This window comes from Aeromonas taiwanensis, from assembly GCF_000820165.1.
Classification (GTDB): Bacteria; Pseudomonadota; Gammaproteobacteria; order Enterobacterales; family Aeromonadaceae; genus Aeromonas; species Aeromonas taiwanensis.
The window spans coordinates 1-22,523 of the sequence record NZ_CDDD01000022.1; the positions used below are offsets into that span (position 1 = coordinate 1).

The window sequence follows — 22,523 nt, forward strand, 5'->3', positions numbered from 1 at the left end:
AGTGTTCAGAGACTTGTAGCGAATGAACGAACTACGAATTCAGTGATAATGACAACGCAAACTAGTGAAGTCGTTATTCACGTCAGCTTTCTCAGATTGAAGAATTTGCCTGGCGGCCATAGCGCCGTGGAACCACCTGATCCCTTGCCGAACTCAGAAGTGAAACGCGGTAGCGCCGATGGTAGTGTGGCATTCGCCATGCGAGAGTAGGACACTGCCAGGCACCCAATTGAAGAAGCCCGCTCATTCGAGCGGGCTTTTTTATTGCCTGATATTCGGCTCCCGGTAGCCTTGCTTTCCTTTACACCTGCTGTTCCTGCTACTTCTACTGCATCTGCCATTCCTTTCCTTCGCATAAAGAGTCTACTTGCCAAGGTTGTTTCCAATCGTCCTGGGGGTGATGACTCTGAGCGCAATGAGTTGCCATTCCTTTTTCTGATGATCACTATTGCGGCGGGAGGGAGTGACAAGCGTTGCCGGATCCTTAGACTGTGAATTTCATCGACAAGGGAGCTGTGTATGTTGGGGATCCACGATCTGGCGTTGTTTATCGTATCCGGGCTATTGCTGAACATGATGCCCGGGCCCGATTCCCTGCTCATCATGCTGCGCAGCGGTTCCCAAGGGTGGCGGGCAGGCTCCATGGCGGCACTGGGGATAGGGACCGGCACCATGGTACATGTGCTGGCCGCAGCCCTGGGGCTATCGGCCCTGCTGAGTGCATCGGCCGAGCTGTTTGCCGTCATCAAGCTGATGGGGGCGCTCTATCTGGTTTATCTGGGGATTTCACTGCTCAGGCAGAGGCCTGGCGCTGCAGCCGCTGTGAATGAGACTGTGGCACTGTCCAGGCTCTCTTATGGCCGGATCTTCCGGCAAGGGCTGCTCACCAATGTGCTGAATCCCAAGGTCGCGCTCTTCTTCCTCGCCTTCGTGCCCCAGTTCATCGATCCGGCGGCGCCGCAGAAGGCGCTGGCCTTTATCGTGCTGGGCTGCATCTTCAACTTCAACGGCATGATCTGGTGCCATCTGCTAGCCTTCTCCACCGCGTTTGCGAGCAGCAAGGTGCGTCTGCCTGCCCGAGTGGCGACCTGGCTCAAGCGCGTGATGGGAGGTTTGTTCGTGGGGCTCGGCATCAAGCTGGCGGTGGAGTGAGAAGGTAAACACCGGGCATAGAAAAAGGCGTATCCCATCGCTGGGATACGCCTTAGTCTGCACTGCAGCAGGCTGACTGAAATCAGTTCATGCCGTAGCGCTTGAGTTTCTTGCGCAGGGTACCGCGGTTGATCCCCATCATCACGGCGGCGCGAGTCTGGTTGCCACGGGTGTACTGCATGATCACGTCCAGCATGGGAGCTTCGACTTCGGAGAGAACCATATCGTACAGATCAATCACTTCCTGACCGTTCAACTGGGCCAGGTAGTTACGCAGGGCCTGTTGCACAGAGTCACGCAGGGGGCGCTGGGTCGGCTCGGCAGCGTGATTGTGAGTAGTTGTTACCAATGCATCAGAAGTCAGGGTTTGTTCGAACATATTCGGTCGGCTCTTTAGTTATGCGTTAACCTAATCCATCGAAATACGCTTCGAGTGCCTCAAGCTGTGCGTCTGCACAATCCAGGGCATTGAAGTGCTTACGGAATTCTCGGCCCGCCTCTTCTTCATCCAGATACCAGCCCACGTGTTTACGGGCAATGCGCGCTCCCAGATATGCACCGTAAAACTGGTGCAGATTGGTAACATGCTCGTTCATCAGGGTGCGAACCTCTTCCCTGTCGGGAGGCGGCAGCTTGGTGCCCGTCTCAAGAAAATGGCGGATTTCCCGGAAAATCCAGGGTCGTCCTTGCGCAGCACGGCCGATCATCACGGCATCAACACCGGTATAGTCGAGGACATACCGGGCCTTCTCCGGGCTGTTGATGTCGCCATTGGCGACAACAGGAATCGATACGGCCTGCTTAATCGCCCTGATAGTGTCGTACTCCGCTTCCCCCTTGTAGAGGCAGGCGCGGGTACGACCATGCACGGCAAGGGCCGCGATACCACAATCTTCGGCGATTCGGGCGATCTCCTCGCCATTGCGGTTATCCGGATCCCATCCTGTGCGGATCTTCAAGGTGACAGGCACGTCCACCGCATCCACCACGGCCCGGCAGATGGTTCTGACCAGATCGGGTTGACGCAGCAGGGCGGAACCTGCCAGCTTTTTATTCACTTTTTTTGCCGGACATCCCATGTTGATGTCGACGATCTGAGCGCCCTGCTCCACGTTGTAGCGGGCAGCAAACGCCATCATCTCGGGGTCGGAACCGGCAATCTGGACCGATCGCAAGCCGCCTTCAGCAGAGTGATCCATTCTCATCCGGGTTTTCTGGGTATCCCAGACATCCGGGTTGGCCAGCAGCATCTCGGAAACGGCCATGCCGGCTCCCAAACGTAAACAAAGTTCACGAAATGGTCGGTCTGTTACACCGGCCATGGGGGCCACGATCAGGGGAGTTTCAAGCGTGTGGGGACCTATCTGCATTCCACGGTTACCATCGGCTTAGGGCGGCGTATATTACGCATTTTTTAGTCAGGAGAAAAGGTTAGTATTTGAGCGTCAGCCATTTTTTTCTGAAAAAAACGTCGAGCCAAGGCTTGCAAATTCAGGAGTGCTTGAAAATCGGACATATTGTCTGGGAGCATGTTCAGGGTCAAACGAATGGGGGGCGCGGTGATTTGTGAGTCTCCTTCCCAAGCCGCTTTAGGCTATGATAGCGGGCCGGAATCGAGCAAAGGCTCCACACAATTTCATTACAAACGTGAATTGGGGATGTATGACGTCAAGGTTCATCAAATCGCTCTGTCCATGCCTGCTGGGAGCCATGCTGGGCTCTGCCCAGGCACAGACCGTCAGTTTCACCGAAGCCTGGAGTCGGGTCATCCAGCAGGATGATGGCTTGGCGGCGGAGCAGGCCGGAGTGGAACGTGCCCAGCAACTGCGGGAGGCGGCCAAGGCCATGTACCTGCCCAAGGTGGATGTGGGGGCCAGCTATACCCACCTCGATCAGCCGATGGAACTCGACATGCTGGATCTCAATCCCATCGCCAATCACCCCGAATTTGGCAAGGTGCTGGGGCCCGTCATGCAGGCGCTCAATCTCAGCCCGAGCGACTTCGTTACCCCCCTCACCAAGCAGAACGTGGTGACCAGCTCGGTCAAGATGTTGTGGCCATTGTTCACGGGCGGGCGCATCGACGCGGCCCAGGACATTCGCGAGGCCCAGGTGAGCGAGGCACAGCAACTGCTGGTGCTCAAGCAGCAGTCCACTTTCGAGAGCCTCTCCCAGACCTATTTCGGGGTGGTGCTGGCGGCCCAGGTGGTGCAGACCAAGCAGGGGATAGAGGAGGGACTGGCTCATCATCTGGATCACGCCAAGAAGCTGGAAGCCCAGGGCCAGATCGCCCGGGTGGAGTTGCTCTCCGCTCAGTCGGCCTATGACAGGGCGCGTATCGATACTCAGAAGGCGCGGCGCAGCCTGGAGATCGCCCAGTTGGCCCTCGGCCACATGCTCAAGCTCAAGCAGGCGGAACCCAATACCCGCCTCTTCATCAACGAGGGGATGCCCCAGCTCGATCCCTTCGTGCAGGAGACCCTGACGGTGCACCCCGGCCTCAAGCTGCTGGCTGCCAAGAAGGAGCAAGCCCAGGGCATGATCAAGCTGGAGAAGGGCAAGTACGCGCCCGAGCTGTTCCTGTTCGGCAACTACAACCTCTATGAAGATGACTCCATCGTCTCCAAGACCACGCCGGACTGGCTGGTCGGGGTCGGGGTCAGCATGCCGCTGGTGAGCCGTGATGGCCGCTCAGAGACGGTCCAGGCGGCCAAGAGCGCCGAGCTGCAGGTCAATCTGCTGCAGGCCAAGACCCGCCAGGATCTGGAGTTGCTGGTCGAGAAGACGTGGCGCGAGGCGGCCCAGGGGCTGGAGGAGTATCACTCCCTCTCCTCGACCCAGGCCCTGGCCGAGGAGAACGTGCGGCTGCGGGACAAGGCGTTCGGCCAGGGGCTCTCCACCTCTCTGGACGTAGTGGATGCACAGACCCAGCTGGCCGGGGTCAAGACCCAGCGTGCCGCGGCCGCCTATCAGTATGTGATCTCCCTGGCCCGCCTGCTGGCGCTCTCCGGTCAGATGAACAGCTTCAACCAGTATCAGCATGGCCAGGCCATAGAGGTGAACTCATGAGCACGCGCCACTCCGTTCCCGTTTTCATGTCCGTGTCGACCGCCCAGGGTCGCCCGTCTGCCGAGGTGAATTCATGAGTCATCCCCCCATCAAGAAGAAGATGAGCCAGGGCAAGCCGCTGCTGCTGCCGTTGGCGCTGGTATTGCTGGTCATCTGGCTGGGCTGGCGCTTCTGGCTGGCCTATCAGCTCGAGCCGGTGCGCCTGCAGGGGCAGATAGAGGCGCAGCAGTACTCCGTCTCCTCCAAGGTGGCGGGCCGCATCGACGAGGTGCTGGTGAAGAAAGGGGATCAGCTTGCCAAGGGGCAGCTGGCCTTTACCCTAGCGAGCCCCGAGATCGAGGCCAAGCTGAGCCAGGCCAAGGCGGGTCAGGCTGCGGCAGGTGCCATGGCCGAAGAGGCCGAGAAGGGAGCGCGGGTCCAGCAGATCGCCGCCGCCAAGGATCAGTGGCAACAGGCCAAGGCGGCTGCCCTGCTCCATGGCAAGACCTACGAGCGTATCGCCAGCCTGCACCGCGACGGCGTCATGCCGCTGCAAAAGCGCGATGAGGCCTGGACGGCCTGGCAGGCTGCCAGATACAGCGAAGGCATGGCCTGGCAGCAATACCAGATGGCCCTGGAAGGGGCGAGGGAAGAGACCAAGGTGGCGGCACGCGAGCAAGCCAAGATGGCGGCCGGTTCGGTGGCCGAGGTCGAGGCCTACCTGGCCGACACCCGCATCACCAGCCCCCACGAGGGGGAAGTCGCCCAGGTGCTGCTGCGCAGCGGCGAGCTGGCACCCCAGGGCTTCCCCGTAGTCACCCTGCTCGACATGAAGGATGCCTGGGCCCAGTTCCACATCCGCGAGGATCTGCTGCCCCGCTTCTCGGTCGGGACCGAGTTCGACGCCCGCATCCCCGGCCTCGGTGACCAGACGGTGCGCTTCAAGGTGACCCATGTGGCCGCGATGGGGGACTTCGCCACCTGGCGCGCCACCGATACCCGCCAGGGGTTCGACATGAAGAGCTTCCAGGTGGAGGCACGCCCCTTGCAGCCGGTTGAAGGCTTGCGGGTCGGCATGAGCGTGCTGGTCGAGCTCTGATGGGGCGCGAATGGCGGCTGCTGTGGCAGGACTCGTTCAGTCGGGCGCTTGTGAGCTGGGTGCCCCTGCTGCTGATCGGGTTGCTGTGCTGGATCTTCTCGGCAGGGCTGGCACGGGATCTCAAGGTGGGTCTGGTGGATCTCGACCGGAGCACCCTCTCCCGGCAACTGGCGTTTTCCCTGGATGCGTCCGCCGGGCTCAAGGTCGCGCAGCAGTTTGATTCCATCGACGAGGGGGCCAGGGCGCTGCGGGGAGGGGACATCTACGCCCTGGTGGTGATCCCGAATCATCTGGAGCGGGACGCCCGTGAGGGGACCCAGCCCAGGGTGACAGTGTTCAACAACGGCCAGTTCATTTTGATCGCCAAGCTGGTCAATTCGGCGCTGGCGCAGGTGGTGGGCACCCTCAACGGTCAGGTAGGAGTACTGGAGGCCATGGCAGACGGCAAGGCGCTGCCCGGCGCCCTGGGGCAGTCGGTGCCCATTGCGAGCCAGGTGACCGCGCTTTACAACCTCAACTCCAGCTACGCCCAGTTTCTGTTGAGCGCCCTGTTGCCGGCGGTGTGGCAGATCCTGGTGGTGCTCTACGGCCTCAACGCCCTGGCCCGCACCGATCGCTTGGGGCTGGACTGGACCACCAGAGGGGTCTGGTTCGGCCTCTGGCGCACCCTGTTGCCCCATGTGCTTATCGGCTGGGGCTGGGGGCTGGGGTGGAGCCTGCTGCTCTTCAAGGGGCTGGGTTACCCCATGGAGGGCAGCTGGCTGGTGCTGACGACGGGATTGGGGCTGGCCTCGGCCGCCTGCGTCACCATGGGGGCCTTTTTCTACGCCATCATCCGGGATCCGGCGCGGGCCCTGTCTCTGGCGGGCGCTTACACGGCGCCCGGCTTCGCCTTCATGGGCGTCACCTTCCCAGTCAGCGCCATGGGGGATGTGGCCCAGTTCTGGCGCAGCCTGCTGCCCATCTCCCACTATGTGGAGCTGCAGATAGGGCAGAGCAACTACGGCCAGCCGCTGGCGGCGGCCCTGCCCCAGCTCGGGGCCCTGCTGCTCTTCCTGCTGCCCTTGCTGCTGGTGGTGCGCCGCTATCAGGGGCAGGCGAGTGCGACCCCTGTTCATGAGGAGCCCAAACCATGATGGGATTCTGGGATCTGGTGCGCCTCGAGCTGCGTACGCTCCTGGCGGATCGCGCCATCATGCTGACCCTGTTTGGCGGCGTCTTCTTCTACTCCTTCCTCTATCCGCAGCCCTACCTGCACCAGCTGCCGCGGGAAGAGCCCGTGGTGGTGGTCAACGAGGATGGCAGCCAGCTCTCCCGCCAGCTGGAGTTCATGGCCGATGCCACCCCCCAGGTGAAACTGGTGGCGCGGGTGGGCAGCCTGGATGAGGCGCGCCAGTGGCTGCTGACTGCCAAGGGGAGCGGCATCCTGCACATTCCCCGCCACTTCTACCGGGACCTGATGCTGGGCAGGAGCGTGACCCTGGGGTATGCCGGCGACGCCTCCTACTTCCTGGTCTATGGCACCATTGCCGAAGGGCTGGCCCAGGCGGGGGGAACGCTCGCCGCCCAGGTCAAGGTGGCCCGGTTGCTGAGCCACGGGGAGGCACTGCCCCAGGCCGCCCAGGGCTGGAATGCGGTGGCCCTCAACGTGGTGCCGGTGTTCAACCCCACCATGGGCTATGTGAACTACGTGGTGCCGGCGGTGTTCGTGCTGATCCTGCACCAGGTGCTGCTGATGGGGACCGGCATTCTGGGGGCGACCCAGAACCAGCGCACTCGCCGTGGCGAGCAGGGCTATTGGCAGCGGGCCCCCGTGCTGGCCTTGTTGCTGGCGCGCACCCTGGTGGTGGGCGGCCTCTTCGTGCTGCCGGTGACCTACTTCTTCGGCTTCTGCTTCGATCACTACGGCATCGCCCGCACTGCGGCGCCCGGAGCGCTCTGGCTGTTCACCCTGCCGTTCCTGCTCGCGACCACCTGGCTTGGGGTGGTGCTGGGGGCCCTGGCCAACCGTCGCGATCTGCCGACCCAGGTGGTGCTGCTCTCCTCCCTGCCGCTGGTGTTCCTCGCAGGCTTTATCTGGCCGCTGGAGCTGATCCCGGCGCCGCTCAACTGGCTGGGGCAGTGGGTGCCGAGCACGGCGGCCATCGAAGGGTTCCTGCGCCTCAACCAGATGGGGGCCGACTTTGCCCAGGTCTCTGCCTATTGGTGGCGGCTGTGGGGGTTGGCGCTGCTGTATGGCGCACTGGCGTGCTGGTTGCTGCATCGGCGGCAGCCGCGCCCTGCGGGCCATCAGGGAGCGTCGGATGAGCCGGCCACAGCGGGAGCGGGTGAACCCTCTTCTCGCTAGAGGCCATCGAAACAAGGTGAACAACAAAACGGTCAGCTACAGGGCTGACCGTTTTGTTTTTCGCAGGTTCGCCTCCCCCCTTATCCGCGGGCTTACCCCCGGCTGAGGCTGGGGTCGGCGATGGCGTAGATCTGGCCGCACGCCTCCTGGTCGGTGAGCAGTCGCAAACCCCGTATCGCCACGTCCTGGCGCCTGACCAGGCCGTGCACCTCTTCTCCCTTGCTCAACACGGCCTGGCCGCAGGCCTCCCCATCCTGCAAGCCGGCGGGTCGCAAGATGGTCCAGTCAAGGGTGCTGGTCTGCAGCCAGCTCTCCGCCAAGCTCTTGAGCCTCACCTCGTGACCGAAGGCGACGCGGGCCCGCTCGGGCAGGTATTGCCAGCTGTCGCCGCAGCCGAGGGAGGTGACCAGGAGCAGGCGCCTGAGCCCGGCTCGCTCCATCTCGTCGATCACCTGGCGATTGCCGAGGTAGTCGACGGGATCGACCTGGCGGAAGCTGCCGAGAGTGGAGACCACCAGGGCGCCGCTGCCTGCCAGCAGGCAAGCCTGAGCCACGGCTTGTGGATCCAGAGCATCCCCGATGATGACTTCAACGCCCAGGGCTTGCAGCTCGGTCGCCATGTCGACATGGCGCACCAGGGCGACGACCCTGTGGCCCAGCAGCAGGGCCTGCTGGGTGAAGGCGCGGCCCAGCCCGCGGCTGGCGCCGAAGATGAGAGTGGTTGGCATCTGAGAGCCTCCTTGGGCAAAACGACTAGCCTAGGGGGCCGCATGCCTCATGTAAATGAGAGTTGTTTTTATTTGTGAGGCGGGGGAGAGGAAGGAGGGGCCGGACGTTGAGGACGCCGGCCCGCAGGAGTCAGCCCTGATAGTTACCGATGCTGGGGCGACGGCTGGGGCCGCTCAGGTGAATGTCCACCGGGTTGAACGCCTTGATCGCCTCGAAGCTGAAGTCACCTATGGCCTGATGCAGGCTCTGGGGATTGTGGTTGGTGATGATGATGACGCTTTTGGACAGGTTGCGACGGCGGCGCAGCAAGTGGCCGAGGAAGCTGGACTGGCTCTCCGCCATCTTGGCGCGGTTGGCCGCCACCTCGTCGACGATGAGCAGATCCACCTCTTCCAGGGCGCGGCGGTACTGGTTGCGCTCCTCCTGATCCTGGATGACGTTGAAGAAGAGCCGGTCCACGATGGAGGCCCACTGCTGGAAGATCACCGATTTCTGATGGCGCGCGATCAGCTCGTGGGCTACGGCGCCTGCCAGGGTGGACTTGCCGGTGCCGTAGTCGCCATAGATGAGCATGCAGCCGCCGCCGCTCTTCTCCCAGTGCTCGAAGCCGCTGATGAAGTAGCGAGCCGTTTCGATGGGATACTGCAGAGCGGGGTCGCTCGCATCCATCTTGTCGAAGATCCAGTCCGGATTGAGATCCGCCTGGGCGATCAGCTTCTGGATCCGCTCCTGGCGCGCCGCCTTCTGCAGCTCGCGTACCTCGGCGTTGGCCTTGGCGTCATACTCCTTGCGCAGTGTCTCGTAGTCGTACTGGCTGCCGCCGGTTGCGGCCCGCAGCCTAAGAATACGTTCCTGCAGGCTGTTGACGTGGCGCTTGAGCTCGGGATCGTGTCCCTGTTGCTCCTGCTTGGCCTTGGCGATCCTCTGGCGCTTGGCCTCGATCTCCTCCAGCTCCTTGCGCAGTGGGTCGTGCGGATCTGTCATGGAAGGCTCCTTCTGCTGGGACTGTGGCTGGATGGGCAGGGCGTCAATAGTGCACTTCGTGGCCGCCTGGTATCAATCATTCTCGGGCTCCTGAGCTTGTGCCAGCCGTTTGGCTTCATCGATCATCTCCTGCGCCCGGCGGCTCGGACCCGCCTCGACGGGGGCTGGCGCGACCTGCTGGTACCCCGTGACCACGGTCGCCGGGCGGCGGGCGTAGCGCCGGCTCTTGAGGGCGCGAATGAACTTCAGCATCCACTGGTGCTGGGAGTCGAATACCTCGGGGCGGCCCAGCCAGTAGGCGATGAACTCCCCGAGATCCTCCTCGCTGTAGCTGGCATCTATCACGCCGCACAGGCGGGCGAGGGCGGGTAGCTCCTCGTCCGGTCGCCATTGCAGGTGCATCTGGAAGGGGCGCTCCGGCAAGGGAGAGCGTATCCGCTGGGTCAGCAGAGGCAGCTGGAAGGTGCACTGATGGTAGTGCTCACTGTCAGCCTGGGCCTCGACCTGCAACAACTCAGCCTCCATCAGCTCGTCGAGCAGCTCGGTCAGCTGGCGGGCGTTGACCTGGTAGCTGAATCCGCCGGGCGTGGTTGGGTCGACGACCGCCAAGGCGCGGCCGAGCTCGGGGTAGTTGAGCCTGGGCTGCCGATGCTCCAGTACCAGCCGGCGTAGCTGCAGGGTGTAGAGGCTACGTGCCGGATGGGAGAGTCTGGGATGGGCGAGGGCGCTGTATTCGGCTGGCGTCATGGTCTGCTTCACGATCTGGAGTGGGGGCATTATCCCTCATGGAGGGGCCTCATACAATTCGTGGTGCCCATGGATGCGGGTGTGGGGTGGGCCATGGTCACTACGAAGCGGCCATGGCCCCGGATTGAGGGCCGATAAAATAGTCATCCCCTTTCAAATGCTTGGGAAACTTGTCGGCTATTTCGGGGGGCCTCGACAATATCGGGTGGCGGGATCGGAACTCGATGATCTAGTCTTAGTATTCAAATAACCATATGACTAATAAGAGCTTTGTCAAGATGTCAAAAGCCGGACTACGGATCTTGGTGGTAGAGGACGAAGCAGTTTTTCGCCACTCCCTGGTATCTTATCTCGAGCAGGATGGGGCCTGTGTCTTCCAGGCTGAAGATGGAATAGAAGGACTCTCTGCCGCGGCGCTCTATCATCCCGACGTTGTGTTGTGTGATCTCAATATGCCTAACATGGATGGCCATGAGGTGATCGCCTGCCTCACGGCCCGCTACCCCGAGGTGCCGGTGATCGTCATCTCCGGCCAGGATCAGATGGCCGCGATCGAGCGGGCACTGCGGGCGGGTGCCAGAGACTTTTTCATCAAGCCGGTGACTGACTATGGTCAGATCCGGCGCAGCATCGATCAGTGTCTGACGAGTCATGTTCATCAGACCCAACAGCTGGAGTTGATGGAGCACATCGACTTCTTCCGGGGACACGATCTGGCCTCGAGTCGTCTGCTGGCCTGGCTGGCACCGCCGGGGATGCAGGAGTGGGGGCCCTGGCAGGTAACCTTTGCCGGCATGGGCAATCTCTTCATTCCCGATACCTTCAAGCTGGAGGACAAGCTGCTGGTGCTGGTAATGGAGCTGCCTGTGCTCGGCGTGGACGCCGCGTTCTGCGGGGCCCTGGTGCGCTCCCTGATGAACGGCCCCTATCGCCAGTTCCAGCAGCAGGAGAGCCGGTTGCTCGCCCAGCCGCACAGGCTGCTGGATTACCTCAATCTGCAACTGCTGGAGTCGGGCCTGCGCCACTCCTTTGCCATGGCGGCCCTGCTGTTCGATCAGGAGGACGGGCTGACCTTCGCCAATGCGGGCCTCACCTCGCCGCACTGGCTGATGCGTTGTGGCGGGTTGCCGCTCGGCCTGATGCGTAGCAGCCGCTATGCCCTGCACAGGCGCAGCTGGCACGAACCGTTCGAGCTGCTGTTTCGCAGCGACAGTGGCAGTGCCCTGACGATGCAGGTACGCCATCACTGAGCCGCGTGGCGAAGATAGAAACAAAGAGGGCGCCTGTTGGCGCCCTCTTTGCGTTGCAGCATCCCGACCGATCAGACGGTGGCTGACTGCAGCTTGTTCTCTTGCTCCGGCTCTTTGGCCGGACCTTCGGCACCGTGCATCCAGTAGACCAGGAGGTTGGCCATGGTCAGCAGGATCAGGGCGCTGATCACCGCGGCCAGCGCAATGCCACCGAAGATGGCCATGGCACCGGACTCGCCGACGAAGGAGCCGATGAAGCCGGCGGCATAGTTGGCCAGGGCCACGAAGCCGAACCAGGCACCCATCATCAGGGAGGCCAGGCGCAGCGGAGCCAGCTTGGTCACCATGGAGAGGCCGATGGGGGAGAGGCAGAGCTCGCCCAGGGTGTGGAACAGATAGGCGCCGACCAGCCAGAACATGGAGGTCTTGACGGCCTGATCACCACCCTGCTCCAGCACGGCTCCGATCATGAACAGGAAGCCGACGGCGAGGAACAGCAGGCCCATGGCGAACTTCACCGGGGAGTTCGGCTCTTTCTTGCCGAGCTTGATCCAGATGGCGGCGACTATGGGGGCCAGGGTGATGATGAAGAAGGGGTTCAGGGACTGGAACCAGGCGGTCGGCACTTCGAAGCTGCCGATCATGCGATCGGTATATTCCTGTGCATACAGGTTCATCAGGCCACCGGCCTGCTCGAAGCCGGCCCAGAAGATGATGGTGAACAGACCCAGCACCAGGATGACCTTGATGCGGTCTACTTCCTGCTTGGTCAGCGGGGCCTTCTGCTCTTGGGAGCGTTGCTCGGCGGCGCGCTTGGCGGCCGGCACACGGCCGATGTCACCGAGGAAGCGCTGGGCCATGGTGGCTTGTACCACCAGGGAGAGCAGCATGCCGATACCGGCGCTGACGAAGGCGGCCTGCCAGCCGTAGGCGGTGGCAGCGGCGCCGCAGATCACACCGGCCAACAGGGAACCCAGGTTGATGCCCATGTAGAAGATGGTGAAGGCGCCGTCACGACGGTGATCACCAGTTTGATACAGGTCGCCCACCATGGTGGAGATGTTCGGCTTGAACAGGCCGTTACCCACGATCAGCAGGCCCAGGCCCGCGTAGAAGACGGTGTTGACCATGTCCGGGAACATGGCGTGGGGCAGAGCCAGGGTGAACTGGCCGGCGGCCATGAGCACGGCACCAAACAGGATGGCGCGGCGTTGACCCAGGAAGGTATCTGCCAGCCAGCCGCCGATGATCGGCGTGATGTAGACCAGACCGGTATAGATGCCATACAGCTTGAGGGCATCCGCCTGGGTCCAGCCCATGCCGCCGTTGGCGGTCATGTCGGTCAGATAGAGGACGAGCACGGCACGCATGCCGTAGTAGGAGAACCTCTCCCAGAGTTCGGTACTAAAGAGCAAAAAAAGCCCTTTGGGGTGACCTAAGAAGGTCCCTTTGGACGGGTTATTCATTGGAACTTCCACCTGTGTCTTATATTTTTTTAGAAATTTTATGCAAGGGCTAGGAACAAGCCATATTCCTTATAAAACAAGCAGGATTGAATTACAATGACAGGTTTTGACGATATTTTATCTATCTATGGTTGATTATTTGTTTATAAAATGAAAATGGGCATCGAATGATGCCCAGACTTTTATTCTGCCTATTGTGTAAATATTCAGCGATTACAACTGTTTGACGAACTGCTTCAGCCAGGCAGTAAAATCGCCGTCCAGCTCGCGGTGGCGCACGGCGTACTCCACGTTGGCTTTCATATAACCTAGCTTGCTGCCGCAATCGTGGCTGCGTCCCTTCATGAAATAGGCGTTGACCTGCTCTTTCTCCATCAGCATGGCGATGGCATCGGTCAGCTGGATCTCGTCACCGGCGCCAGCCGGGGTTTTCTCCAGCAGGGGCCAGATGTTGGCGGAGAGCACGTAGCGGCCGACCACGGCCAGATTGGAGGGGGCTTCATCGCGGGGCGGCTTCTCGACGATGGCCTGCATGGGCAGGGACATGCCGGCACTCAGCGCCTCGCCCTTGATGTCGGCAATGCCGTATTTGTTCACCTCGCTCTCGGGGACGGCCTCCACCATGATCTGGCTGATCTGGTTCTCTTCGAACAGGTGCACCATCTCCGCCAGGTTGTCCTGCTTGAGATCGCTGGCCACCTCGTCGATGAGTACGTCCGGCAGCAAAACGGCGAAGGGCTGATCCCCGATCAGCGGGCGGGCGCACAGCACCGCGTGCCCCAGGCCTTTAGCTTCACCCTGGCGCACGTGCATGATGGTGACGTCTTTGGGGCAGATGTGTTGCACCTCTTCCAGCAGCTGGCGCTTGACCCGTTTCTCCAGAGTCGCTTCCAGCTCGAAGCTCTTGTCGAAGTGGTTCTCGATGGAGTTCTTGCTCGAATGAGTCACCAGGATGATCTCCTTGATCCCGGCTGCGATGGCCTCGCGCACCACATACTGGATCAGGGGCTTGTCGACGACCGGCAACATCTCCTTGGGGATGGCTTTGGTGGCGGGCAGCATGCGGGTACCCAGGCCCGCGACGGGGAGGACGGCCTTGCGAACGATGAGCGGTGTCTTTTTCATGGAGTGAGTCCGAAGATACGAAGTGGGCTCATGATACCCGAAGAAAAATAGGGCAGCCACAGGCCGCCCTCGGGATGATGGGGATGAAAACCGGTTACTTGACGATAATCATGTCCCGGTTTGCCTCCAGGGTGGCTGGTCCGATGCCGCTGACATCCGCCAGCTGGTCCACAGAGGTAAACTTGCCCTGTTTCTCGCGATGAGCGACGATGGCCTGTGCCTTCTTCTCGCCTATGCCCTTCAGGGAGGCGAGTTCATCGGCGCTGGCTGTATTGAGGTTGATCTTGCCGGTCTCCGTGGTGGTCGCGACGGTCGCGGCGGGATTGGTGGCCGGTTTGTCGGCGGCCAGCACGGGTTGGCTCAACAGGGGGAGGCAGCCCAGCAACAGGGCTGCAACGAGAGCTTTGGGGTTCATGGTTTCACGTCCTTGTTGGATGCCGGGTGGCTATAGAAAGCTAGCTGGATTGCGTCACTTTTCGTCTGTGAAAAGTAGCAGGGTAATAATTCAGGCGAATCGGCTATAAGCCGACAAGGGGGCTCTCGGTTACACTGACTAACCCTTTGAGAGAGATGTCTTTTCTATGTATCTACCCGCCATTTCCGAGCTGGAGCCCATCGCCCGCGCCGCCGGTGACGCCATCATGTCCATCTACAGCCAGCCCTTTGCGGTGGAGTACAAGCAGGACGAGAGCCCGCTGACGGCGGCGGACAAGGGGGCCCACGAGGTGATCGTCCAGGCGCTGGCCCGGCTCACCCCCGACATTCCCGTGCTGTCGGAAGAGTCTTCCCCCGAGGAGATGGCGGCGCGATTCGGCTGGTCCCGCTACTGGCTGGTGGACCCGCTGGATGGCACCAAGGAGTTTGTCTCCCGTAACGGCGAGTTCACGGTGAATATCGCCCTGATTGAACAGGGTACCCCGACCTGGGGGCTGGTGTATGCCCCTGTACTGGACAAGCTCTGGTATGGCGGAAAGGGGCTCGGCGCCTGGCGTGTTGTGGAAGGTCGGCATGAGGCCATCCAGACTCGCCCTCATCGGGAAGGGGAGCCCTTGCGGGTTGTTGGCAGCCGAAATCACCTCTCCCGGGAAACACTGGATTACCTGGCCCGCTTTGGTGATATGGCGCGGGGGGAGATTGAGCTGGTTTCCATGGGAAGCTCCCTCAAGTTCTGCATCATTGCCGAGGGGGGCGCGGCCCTCTACCCACGCCTCGCCCCGACCTGCGAGTGGGATACCGGCGCCGCCCAGGCGGTGCTGGAAGGGGCGGGGGGCAGCGTGACGCAACTCGATGGCAGCGCGCTGGCGTACAACAAGCCGGATATCCTCAACCCCTGGTTCGTGGCGAAGGCCTGAGCCGGCATGGGGGGCTGAACAGATGCAAAAAGGCCGGACACAGTCCGGCCTTTTTCATGGGCGCTAGCTACCAGGAGGTGATACTAGAAGACCTTCTTGAACGGCTTGATGGTCACGTTGGCGTAGACACCGGCTGCCACGTAAGGATCGGCATCGGCCCAGGCCTTGGCCTCGGCCTGGCTGGCGAACTCGGCGATGACGGTGCTGCCTGTGAAGCCCGCATCGGCCGGGTCTTCGGCGTCGATGGCCGGGTTGGGGCCTGCGGTCAGCAGGCGTCCCTCATCCTGCAGGGCCTGCAGGCGGGCGAGGTGGGCGGGGCGTGCCAGCTTGCGCTGGGGCAGGCTGTTGGCCACGTCTTCGGAATAGATGAGATACCACATGCGAGAATCCTTTTCTGGTTGCGGTTATTTTTTCTGTTCCGCCTTCTGCTCGGCCGGCAGATGGCGATAGAGATAGACGCCGCTGAGCAGGGTGAACACCAGCGTCATGCCCAGCAGGCCGAAGACCTTGAAGTTGACCCACATCTCCTGTGACAGGTTGAACGCCACATAGAGGTTGAGCAGGCCGCAGAGAGCGAAGAAACCGACCCAGCCGAGGTTGACGTTGTCCCAGATGCGGTCGGGGGCCTGCAGCTCCTTGGCCAGCATCTGTTTGATGAGGTTCTTGCCAAAGCCGTAGCGGCTGATGAGCAGGGCGAGGGCAAACAGCACGTTGATGACGGTCACCTTCCACTTGATGAAGGCGTCGTCGTGGAAGAAGACGGTGAGGCCGCCAAAGAAACCGACCAGCAGGAAGGTGAACAGCTGCATCTTCTCGACCTTGCGGTAACGCAGCCAGCTGTAGATCAGCTGCAAACCGGTGACGACGACCAGAGCGCCGGTGGCGGTATAGATGTCGTAGAACTTGTAGACCGCGAAGAAGACGATCAGGGGGATAAACTCGATAAACTGCTTCATGCTGGGCTCTAACCTCAAAATTTCACTCAGTGTACCTGCCTGGCAGACAACGGCAAATGAATAAGACCGCCCATCTTTCACACAGTTCTTTCCCCGGATGAGCTCCCCTGGCCGAACAGCTGATCGGCAACGAGGCGCCCGAGTCGCAGCTGGTCGTCCAGCAGGGCGCGGATGTGGTGCTCCTCGATGAGGGGGTTGAGCAGCACGGCGCGCAGCAGAGTGAGTGGTTGCTCACCGTAGCGGCTCACCGCGCGCTGGGTGCGGGAGACGAAGCTGTGCCCCTCGGCGCGCTGTGCCTTTTGCAGGGCGACGTTGAAGGCGTTGATCGCGTCGTTGGCCGCCGCATCCAGCACCTTGCCCTGAAGGTGAGGGGGGATGCAGCGATAGGAGAGCAGGTTCATCACCGGAGCTGACATCAGCTCGAAGGCGGGGCTGGCGTCGATGAGCTCAGCCATCCGCCGTGCCCTGTCGTAGTTGGCGTCGATCAGCCGGGCATAGCCCTGACGGCCCAGCAGCTGGAAGGCGGCATCCAGATAGAGGGCGTTGGCGGGACGGGTGCCCTCCAGGGTGAAGCGCCCCTGATCGAAGGAGCTGGCACGAATGGCGTAGGGCGCCTCGCGTTTCACCGTCATCATCAGATCCGGCTGGCGACAGAGCAGCATGCCGGTACCGAGCGGCACCAGCAGCTGCTTGTGGCCGTCCAGAGTCACGGTGTCGGCCTGGTCGATGCCGTCCAGCAAGCTTTGATAGCGTGGGGAGAAGAGCGTGGGGCCCCCCCAGGCGGCATCCACGTGAAAGTGGATCTGCTCGCGCCGGGCGATGGCGGCGAGCTCGGGCAGGGGGTCGATGGAGCCGAAGTCCGTGCTGCCCGCCACGCCGACCAGGGCCAGTACCTTGAGTTTCTGCTCCTTGCACTGGACCAGCGCCTTTTCCAGCGCAGCCAGGCATAGCCGGTTGTGTTCGTCCGTGTCGAGGCGCCAGACGCTGCGGGCGCCCAGACCCAGCAGGTCCATCCCCTTGTCGAAGGAGTAGTGCATCAGCCGCGACCCCAGGATCACAGCCCCGCAGTAACCCTGCTCAAAGAGCGAAAACAGGTTGTCGCCGCAGGCCCGGTTGCGGGCCAGCCAGAGGGCGGTGACGTTGGCGATGGTGCCCCCGCTGGTCATGACGCCGAGGGCCGCATCCTTGGCATGCATCTGCGCGCCATAGAAGTCGTCCTCCCCGCGATAGATGAGGCGGTGCAGCTTGGCCAGCACCTCCCGCTCGAGAAAACTCAGCAGGCGGGAGGACTCCATCTTCATGGGATTCTGGTTCAGCATCACCAGCAGCCGGGAGAGCTCGGCGGTGAAGGCCGGCAAGGGCGCCGTCATGTGCCCCATGTAGTGGGGCGACGTGAGGTGGGAGGCGCCGGGGACCAGGGTGGCCAGGCGGGCCAGGTAGTCCTGGGTGCTCATGCCGGTGTCGGGCATGGCAGACTGGTCGAGCTGGTGAGTGAAACTGCCCCGTTGATAGGGGGCCTGACTGTCGTCGGAGTGATGGAAGGTCTCCAGCAGGGCCGTCATGGCCTGGCCGAAGTCGGGATCCGGTTGTGTAAACAGTTCAGTCAGCTTCATCAGGTTCTCCAGACCAGATTGTCGGGCAGCCGCGGCTATCCACGCGGGCGACGTCGGCGGCAGAGCATACACCAAAGGGGCGGGGGGCACAGCCATCTCCTGCCCCCGGGTCCGTCGTCGTTTTATTTTGAGCTAACACTTGTAGCCTGAAACGCCGGCCGCTAGAGTGAGCCGGATCAGGACTGGAGGTGTGATGACGGATGTGACGGGGTATTCCCCACGGGAAGAGTGGGCCAATCGCCTCAGCCATGGGCTGGGGTTGCTGCTGGGCGGGCTGGGACTGGCCCTGCTGCTGCACAAAGGGTGGGATCAGGGCCCCAGGGTGTTGCTGAGCTACGGCCTCTATGGTGCCAGTCTGGTACTGCTCTACCTCGCCTCGACCCTCTATCACAGCATGGCGTCGACGACGGCCAGGCGCTGGTGCAAGGTGTTCGATCACTGTGCCATCTATCTGCTGATCGCCGGCACCTATACCCCCTTCCTGCTGGTGGCACTGGACACGCCGCTGGCCAGGGGATTGATGGTGGTGATCTGGGGCCTGGCGCTGGCCGGAGTGGTATTCAAGCTGCTGTTCATCAATCGCTTCAAGAAGCTGTCGCTGTTTACCTACCTGATGCTCGGCTGGTTGTCGCTGGTGGTCATCTATCAGCTCTACCTGCATCTGGAGGGGGCCGGACTCCTGCTGCTGGGGCTGGGGGGGCTCGTCTACAGCCTGGGGGTGATCTTCTACGTGGCCAAGCGCATCCCTTATAACCACGCCATCTGGCATCTGTTCGTGCTGGGGGGCAGCCTGTGTCACTTCATGGCCATCTATGGCTACGTCTGATCGCGCCGATACGCCGTTTCTGCGGTGATCAGTGTTGGTGAAGAAGGGGGCGTCCGGGCGCTGAGGCTCCGTCTTGCCTCCGGTTTTACCTCGTGGGAGGTGGTGTCTCCCTTGTGATGAGAAGCCTGCCTTATAGCCCTTTATTGGTATTTTTCCGCTCATGAAAGCCCGAATTCGTGCGGCACCCCACAGTCGTCCTCTTCGTTTGCTGACAAGCTAGGGTCAGTTCAGCTTGGAAAGGATGCAAACGATGAGTGAAATCGCGCTTTCCATCAGCATGTTGTCGCTGGTGGCGGTGCTGGGGCTCTGGCTGGGAAACTGGCGAGTCTATGGCGTGGGACTGGGCATTGGCGGAGTGTTGTTCGGCGGCATCATAGTGGGTCACTTCGCCGGGCTATCCGGCTTGAAGCTGGATGAGCAAACACTTCATTTTATTCAGGAATTTGGCCTGATCCTGTTTGTCTACACCATCGGCATCCAGGTCGGTCCCGGCTTCTTCTCCTCTCTGCGAAGTTCGGGCCTCAAGCTCAATGGTTTTGCGGCCCTGCTGGTGCTGCTCGGTTGCGTGGTGGCGGCGGCGCTGCACCAGCTGTTCGATGTGCCGCTGCCGGTGATCCTCGGAGTCTTCTCCGGGGCCGTGACCAATACCCCGTCCCTCGGTGCGGGCCAGCAGATCCTGGCGGAGCTGGGGGCGGCGCCCGGCTCTACCGGCCTGATGGGGATGGGCTACGCGGTGGCCTACCCGTTCGGGATCTGCGGCATCTTGCTGACTATGTGGCTCATCCGCATGTTTTTTCGCATCAAGATCGACGAAGAAGCTGCCCAGTTTGAGCAGCAGGCGGGCAAGACCAAGGAGAGCCTGCAGACCATCAACATCGCGGTGCGCAACCCCAACATGCACGGTCTGATGTTGAGCGAGATCCCGAGCCTGGATGAGACTGACGTCATCTGCTCGCGTCTCAAGCGCGGTGATGAACTGATGGTGCCGAGGCCCGACTCTCGCATCGAGCTCGGCGATCTGCTGCATCTGGTGGGTGAGCGTCACGCCCTGCACAAGGTGTTGCTGGTACTGGGGGAAGAGGTGGATACCTCTCTCTCCACCCGGGGCACGGATCTGCGGGTCGAGCGGGTGGTGGTCACCAATGAGCAGGTGCTCGGCAAGCGGATCCGCGATCTCGATATCAAGCAGAAGTACGACGTGGTGATCTCGCGTCTCAACCGTGCCGGGATCGAGCTGGTGCCGACCAGCCAGACCAGCCTGCAGTTCGGGGACATCCTGAATCTGGTAGGGCGGCTCGATGCCATCGAGTCGGTGACCAGCGTGGTCGGCAACGTACAGCAGAAACTCCAGCAGGTGCAGATGTTGCCGGTTTTTATCGGCATTGGTCTTGGCGTGCTGCTCGGCTCTATTCCCTTCTATCTGCCGGGGTTCCCGGCGGCCCTCAAGCTGGGGCTGGCGGGGGGGCCCCTGGTGGTTGCCCTTATCCTGTCGCGCATCGGCAGCATCGGCAAGCTCTACTGGTTCATGCCACCGAGTGCGAACCTGGCGTTGCGGGAGATCGGCATAGTGCTGTTTCTGGCGGTGGTCGGGTTCAAGTCGGGGGCCGGTTTCATCGATACCCTGATCAACGGGGACGGCCCCGCCTGGGTAATGTACGGCGTGGCGATCACCCTGATCCCGCTGCTGGTGGTCGGGGTGCTGGCGCGCCGCTATGGCAAGGTCAATTACCTCACCCTGTGCGGGCTGCTGGCCGGCTCCATGACTGACCCTCCCGCCCTGGCCTTCGCCAATGGCATGCACCCGACCAGCGGGGCCAGTGCGCTCTCCTACGCCACTGTCTACCCCCTGGTGATGTTCCTGCGGATCATTTCTCCCCAGCTGCTGGCGATCTTGCTCTGGGCCGGCGCCTGATGTGTCTCGAGATGGGAGCTTCCACGGCTCCCGTCTCCGCTCTGTCATAATCGATGATCTTGATTTAACTAATTTTATTCATCTTCTAATTCCCTTCGGTTTAGCCACCAAAGTGGGCTTCATTTTGGTCTGTTCATTCGATTTTTCTAACTGGTTTCTGGTCTGATTAACGGGCACATTGGAGGCTGGATTGCTATGCCCATTTTTTATGTCAGGAGAGCCCATGAGCAGCAAGAGCATCGTATTGGATCAGGACGTCGTCGTTACCCATTTGCAAGGCAAGATCTATCTGGTCGCGGCAGACGGGAGCCAGACGCTTCTTTCTGAAGGCGATAAGCTGCCCAAGGATGCCGTGCTGCTTGCTCCGGAAGGCGCCAGCTTCCAGGGAGGGGATACCACCTTCACCCTGAGCCCGAGCAAGTCTTCCGAAGAGGGCGAGGTGCAACTCGCTCAGCGCTCGCAAGCCGGGGTGCCTGACGATATCGCGGCCCTGCAACAGGCCATCCTGCAAGGGGCGGACCCGACCCAGGCGTTTGAAGCGTCGGCAGCGGGCGGGGCACCCGCTGCGGGCAACGTCGGCGGCGTCGCGGGCGCCAGCGGCAACGGCGGTTTCGTCACCATCGATCGTACCGGTGATGCAACCATCTCCAGCGCAGGCTTTGACAGCGCGAACCCGGCTGACGCGGCGCCGCTGGTGGATGCGCAAAGCAGTGAGGATGAGCTGGTCGACCTCACCGCTCCCGTCATCACCGTCTCTGCCCCCGACAACACCAACGGTCGGACGCCGACCCTGACCGGTACCACGGATGCCCCCGCTGGCAGCACGGTGACCCTGGTGGTGACCGATGCCAACGGCAATCAGCAGACCCTGACCGCTACGGTACAACCGGATGGCAGCTTCAGCGTGGATGTCACCACACCACTGGCCGAAGGGGGCTATCAGGTGACGGCTTCCGTGACCGATCCGGCCGGCAACACCGGCACCGCGACCGATGACGGCAGCGTGGACAGTACGGCTCCGATCGTGACGGTGAATGCACCGGACAATACCAATGACAACACCCCGACCATCACGGGGACCACGGACGCCGCCCCCGGCAGCACGGTGACCCTGACGGTGACCGATGCCAACGGCAATCAGCAGACCCTGACCGCCACGGTACAACCGGATGGCAGTTACAGTGCGGATGTCGTGACGCCGTTGCCGGATGGGGGCTATGACGTGACTGCCAGCGTGACTGATCCTGCTGGCAACAGAGGCACGTCGAGCGACGATGGTAGCGTGGACACCACGGCGAACATCACGGTGAGCCTGGATGACGTGAACGCGGCCAATGTGGCCAACACGCCCATCAGCGGCACCTCCGATGTCGGCCCGAACCGCACCGTGACCCTGGTGATCAGCGATGCCACTGGTAAGAGCGTGACAGTCACTGCCGTCACCGATGCCGACGGCAACTACCAGACCAGCGCCGATCTGAGCGGGCTGGCGGATGGCAACCTGACCGTGGTGGCCAGCGTTACCGACGCGGCGGGCAACCCGGCCAGCGCCACCGACGACACTACCTTGCTGGACACCACGCCACCGGATGTCAACATTACCCTGGATGAGAACATCACCGGCGACGACGTCATCAACGCCGCCGAAGCGGGTCAGCAGATCCCGGTCAGCGGCACCGTGAGCGGCGAGTTCAAGGCAGGCGACACCGTCACCCTGACCGTCAACAACACCGAATACACCGGCAAGGTGGCGGCGGATGGCCGCTTCACCATCTTGGTGGCGGGCAGCGATCTGGCTGTCGCTGGCGACCAGACCATCGACGCCAGTGTGACCAGCACCGATGCGGCGGGCAACAGCGCCACTGCAACCGACAGCGAAAGTTATGAGGTGGATACTGACCTGCCGGGCATCGACCT

21 protein-coding genes and 1 rRNA gene are annotated in these 22,523 nt (G+C 61.9%); 11 read left to right on the forward strand and 11 right to left on the reverse strand.

Annotation, left to right across the window (positions count from 1 at the left end):
• Positions 1-108: 108 nt before the first annotated feature.
• Together rrf and BN1136_RS04290 are read left to right on the forward strand one after the other, a co-directional pair.
• Positions 109-223 (forward strand): 5S ribosomal RNA (rrf, locus tag BN1136_RS04285).
• A 296-nt stretch (positions 224-519) separates the two neighbouring features.
• Positions 520-1,152, forward strand: coding sequence for a LysE family translocator (locus BN1136_RS04290; protein WP_043764216.1), 633 nt, complete (start codon positions 520-522; stop codon positions 1,150-1,152).
• Between the two features lie 82 nt (positions 1,153-1,234).
• Here the strand turns inward: BN1136_RS04290 and fis are convergent, their stop codons facing one another.
• Together fis and dusB are read right to left on the reverse strand one after the other, a co-directional pair.
• Positions 1,235-1,531: a DNA-binding transcriptional regulator Fis gene (gene fis, locus BN1136_RS04295; RefSeq protein ID WP_005309538.1), complete on the reverse strand. Its 297-nt coding sequence runs from the start codon at positions 1,529-1,531 to the stop codon at positions 1,235-1,237.
• A 25-nt stretch (positions 1,532-1,556) separates the two neighbouring features.
• Positions 1,557-2,522, reverse strand: coding sequence for a tRNA dihydrouridine synthase DusB (gene dusB, locus BN1136_RS04300; protein ID WP_043764217.1), 966 nt, complete (start codon positions 2,520-2,522; stop codon positions 1,557-1,559).
• Positions 2,523-2,814: 292 nt separating this feature from the next.
• Here dusB and BN1136_RS04305 point away from each other — a divergent pair, with 292 nt between their 5' ends.
• From BN1136_RS04305 to BN1136_RS04320, 4 genes are all read left to right on the forward strand, one after another.
• Positions 2,815-4,221 (forward strand): TolC family protein, encoded by a 1,407-nt coding sequence (locus tag BN1136_RS04305; RefSeq protein ID WP_043764218.1) that lies wholly within the window; start codon positions 2,815-2,817, stop codon positions 4,219-4,221.
• 73 nt (positions 4,222-4,294) lie between these two features.
• Complete coding sequence (locus BN1136_RS04310; protein WP_081843923.1) at positions 4,295-5,299, forward strand: HlyD family secretion protein; 1,005 nt, start codon at positions 4,295-4,297, stop codon at positions 5,297-5,299.
• Positions 5,299-6,435 (forward strand): ABC transporter permease, encoded by a 1,137-nt coding sequence (locus BN1136_RS04315; protein WP_043764219.1) that lies wholly within the window; start codon positions 5,299-5,301, stop codon positions 6,433-6,435. The genes BN1136_RS04310 and BN1136_RS04315 overlap by 1 nt, the downstream gene beginning before the upstream one ends.
• Positions 6,432-7,646: an ABC transporter permease gene (locus BN1136_RS04320; protein ID WP_043764220.1), complete on the forward strand. Its 1,215-nt coding sequence runs from the start codon at positions 6,432-6,434 to the stop codon at positions 7,644-7,646. Before BN1136_RS04315 ends, BN1136_RS04320 begins: the two co-directional genes overlap by 4 nt.
• A gap of 92 nt (positions 7,647-7,738) precedes the next feature.
• Here BN1136_RS04320 and BN1136_RS04325 read toward each other — a convergent pair whose 3' ends face one another.
• The 3 genes from BN1136_RS04325 to BN1136_RS04335 all read right to left on the reverse strand — a co-directional run bounded on the left by BN1136_RS04325 (position 7,739) and on the right by BN1136_RS04335 (position 10,106).
• Positions 7,739-8,374, reverse strand: a complete 636-nt coding sequence (locus BN1136_RS04325) for an SDR family oxidoreductase (protein ID WP_043764221.1) — start codon at positions 8,372-8,374, stop codon at positions 7,739-7,741.
• A gap of 130 nt (positions 8,375-8,504) precedes the next feature.
• Complete coding sequence (locus BN1136_RS04330) at positions 8,505-9,359, reverse strand: DnaA ATPase domain-containing protein (protein ID WP_043764222.1); 855 nt, start codon at positions 9,357-9,359, stop codon at positions 8,505-8,507.
• Positions 9,360-9,431: 72 nt separating this feature from the next.
• A complete protein-coding gene (locus tag BN1136_RS04335; protein ID WP_043764235.1) occupies positions 9,432-10,106 on the reverse strand; it encodes a DnaT-like ssDNA-binding domain-containing protein in 675 nt (224 codons plus the stop codon).
• A 278-nt stretch (positions 10,107-10,384) separates the two neighbouring features.
• Here BN1136_RS04335 and BN1136_RS04340 point away from each other — a divergent pair, with 278 nt between their 5' ends.
• Positions 10,385-11,356 carry a response regulator gene (locus BN1136_RS04340; protein ID WP_043764223.1) on the forward strand — a complete coding sequence of 324 codons (972 nt, stop codon included), beginning with the start codon at positions 10,385-10,387 and terminating at the stop codon, positions 11,354-11,356.
• A gap of 71 nt (positions 11,357-11,427) precedes the next feature.
• Here the strand turns inward: BN1136_RS04340 and BN1136_RS04345 are convergent, their stop codons facing one another.
• The 3 genes from BN1136_RS04345 to BN1136_RS04355 all read right to left on the reverse strand — a co-directional run bounded on the left by BN1136_RS04345 (position 11,428) and on the right by BN1136_RS04355 (position 14,362).
• Entirely contained in the window at positions 11,428-12,822 is a 1,395-nt protein-coding gene (locus BN1136_RS04345; RefSeq protein ID WP_043764224.1) for a peptide MFS transporter, read from the reverse strand.
• Positions 12,823-13,035: 213 nt separating this feature from the next.
• The gene (gene galU / locus BN1136_RS04350) at positions 13,036-13,947 is read right to left on the reverse strand and encodes a UTP--glucose-1-phosphate uridylyltransferase GalU (RefSeq protein ID WP_043764225.1); all 912 of its coding nucleotides are present in this window, start codon (positions 13,945-13,947) and stop codon (positions 13,036-13,038) included.
• Positions 13,948-14,041: 94 nt separating this feature from the next.
• Entirely contained in the window at positions 14,042-14,362 is a 321-nt protein-coding gene (locus BN1136_RS04355) for a ComEA family DNA-binding protein (protein WP_043764226.1), read from the reverse strand.
• 166 nt (positions 14,363-14,528) lie between these two features.
• Between BN1136_RS04355 and cysQ the strand changes: the two genes are divergently transcribed.
• Positions 14,529-15,299, forward strand: coding sequence for a 3'(2'),5'-bisphosphate nucleotidase CysQ (cysQ, locus tag BN1136_RS04360; protein WP_043764227.1), 771 nt, complete (start codon positions 14,529-14,531; stop codon positions 15,297-15,299).
• 83 nt (positions 15,300-15,382) lie between these two features.
• Here the strand turns inward: cysQ and BN1136_RS04365 are convergent, their stop codons facing one another.
• From BN1136_RS04365 to BN1136_RS04375, 3 genes are all read right to left on the reverse strand, one after another.
• Positions 15,383-15,679 (reverse strand): YciI family protein, encoded by a 297-nt coding sequence (locus BN1136_RS04365; protein ID WP_043764228.1) that lies wholly within the window; start codon positions 15,677-15,679, stop codon positions 15,383-15,385.
• Between the two features lie 24 nt (positions 15,680-15,703).
• On the reverse strand, positions 15,704-16,255 hold the full coding sequence (locus BN1136_RS04370) for a septation protein A (protein ID WP_043764229.1): 552 nt from the start codon (positions 16,253-16,255) through the stop codon (positions 15,704-15,706).
• A 77-nt stretch (positions 16,256-16,332) separates the two neighbouring features.
• On the reverse strand, positions 16,333-17,868 hold the full coding sequence (locus BN1136_RS04375; protein ID WP_043764230.1) for an aminotransferase class V-fold PLP-dependent enzyme: 1,536 nt from the start codon (positions 17,866-17,868) through the stop codon (positions 16,333-16,335).
• 193 nt (positions 17,869-18,061) lie between these two features.
• On the opposite strand from BN1136_RS04375, the gene trhA reads away from it, so the two are divergent.
• The 3 genes from trhA to BN1136_RS04390 form a co-directional block, all read left to right on the forward strand.
• The gene (gene trhA / locus BN1136_RS04380) at positions 18,062-18,694 is read left to right on the forward strand and encodes a PAQR family membrane homeostasis protein TrhA (protein WP_043764231.1); all 633 of its coding nucleotides are present in this window, start codon (positions 18,062-18,064) and stop codon (positions 18,692-18,694) included.
• Positions 18,695-18,944: 250 nt separating this feature from the next.
• Positions 18,945-20,606 carry a putative transporter gene (locus BN1136_RS04385; RefSeq protein ID WP_043764232.1) on the forward strand — a complete coding sequence of 554 codons (1,662 nt, stop codon included), beginning with the start codon at positions 18,945-18,947 and terminating at the stop codon, positions 20,604-20,606.
• Between the two features lie 223 nt (positions 20,607-20,829).
• Positions 20,830-22,523 (forward strand): retention module-containing protein (locus tag BN1136_RS04390; protein ID WP_043808106.1); only part of this gene is annotated, 1,694 nt, incomplete at its 3' end.

Excerpts from the sequence above, each read along its gene's own strand:
- fis (WP_005309538.1), bottom strand. The coding sequence starts at position 1,531 with ATGTTCGAACAAACCCTGACTTCTGATGCATTGGTAACAACTACTCAC.
- BN1136_RS04340 (WP_043764223.1), top strand. The coding sequence starts at position 10,385 with ATGTCAAAAGCCGGACTACGGATCTTGGTGGTAGAGGACGAAGCAGTT.
- BN1136_RS04375 (WP_043764230.1), bottom strand. The coding sequence starts at position 17,868 with ATGAAGCTGACTGAACTGTTTACACAACCGGATCCCGACTTCGGCCAG.
- BN1136_RS04345 (WP_043764224.1), bottom strand. The coding sequence starts at position 12,822 with ATGAATAACCCGTCCAAAGGGACCTTCTTAGGTCACCCCAAAGGGCTT.
- BN1136_RS04315 (WP_043764219.1), top strand. The coding sequence starts at position 5,299 with ATGGGGCGCGAATGGCGGCTGCTGTGGCAGGACTCGTTCAGTCGGGCG.
- galU (WP_043764225.1), bottom strand. The coding sequence starts at position 13,947 with ATGAAAAAGACACCGCTCATCGTTCGCAAGGCCGTCCTCCCCGTCGCG.
- BN1136_RS04290 (WP_043764216.1), top strand. The coding sequence starts at position 520 with ATGTTGGGGATCCACGATCTGGCGTTGTTTATCGTATCCGGGCTATTG.
- cysQ (WP_043764227.1), top strand. The coding sequence starts at position 14,529 with ATGTATCTACCCGCCATTTCCGAGCTGGAGCCCATCGCCCGCGCCGCC.
- BN1136_RS04370 (WP_043764229.1), bottom strand. The coding sequence starts at position 16,255 with ATGAAGCAGTTTATCGAGTTTATCCCCCTGATCGTCTTCTTCGCGGTC.
- BN1136_RS04320 (WP_043764220.1), top strand. The coding sequence starts at position 6,432 with ATGATGGGATTCTGGGATCTGGTGCGCCTCGAGCTGCGTACGCTCCTG.
- BN1136_RS04365 (WP_043764228.1), bottom strand. The coding sequence starts at position 15,679 with ATGTGGTATCTCATCTATTCCGAAGACGTGGCCAACAGCCTGCCCCAG.
- BN1136_RS04355 (WP_043764226.1), bottom strand. The coding sequence starts at position 14,362 with ATGAACCCCAAAGCTCTCGTTGCAGCCCTGTTGCTGGGCTGCCTCCCC.
- BN1136_RS04325 (WP_043764221.1), bottom strand. The coding sequence starts at position 8,374 with ATGCCAACCACTCTCATCTTCGGCGCCAGCCGCGGGCTGGGCCGCGCC.
- trhA (WP_043764231.1), top strand. The coding sequence starts at position 18,062 with ATGACGGATGTGACGGGGTATTCCCCACGGGAAGAGTGGGCCAATCGC.
- BN1136_RS04385 (WP_043764232.1), top strand. The coding sequence starts at position 18,945 with ATGAGTGAAATCGCGCTTTCCATCAGCATGTTGTCGCTGGTGGCGGTG.
- dusB (WP_043764217.1), bottom strand. The coding sequence starts at position 2,522 with ATGCAGATAGGTCCCCACACGCTTGAAACTCCCCTGATCGTGGCCCCC.
- BN1136_RS04335 (WP_043764235.1), bottom strand. The coding sequence starts at position 10,106 with ATGACGCCAGCCGAATACAGCGCCCTCGCCCATCCCAGACTCTCCCAT.
- BN1136_RS04330 (WP_043764222.1), bottom strand. The coding sequence starts at position 9,359 with ATGACAGATCCGCACGACCCACTGCGCAAGGAGCTGGAGGAGATCGAG.
- BN1136_RS04305 (WP_043764218.1), top strand. The coding sequence starts at position 2,815 with ATGACGTCAAGGTTCATCAAATCGCTCTGTCCATGCCTGCTGGGAGCC.
- BN1136_RS04310 (WP_081843923.1), top strand. The coding sequence starts at position 4,295 with ATGAGTCATCCCCCCATCAAGAAGAAGATGAGCCAGGGCAAGCCGCTG.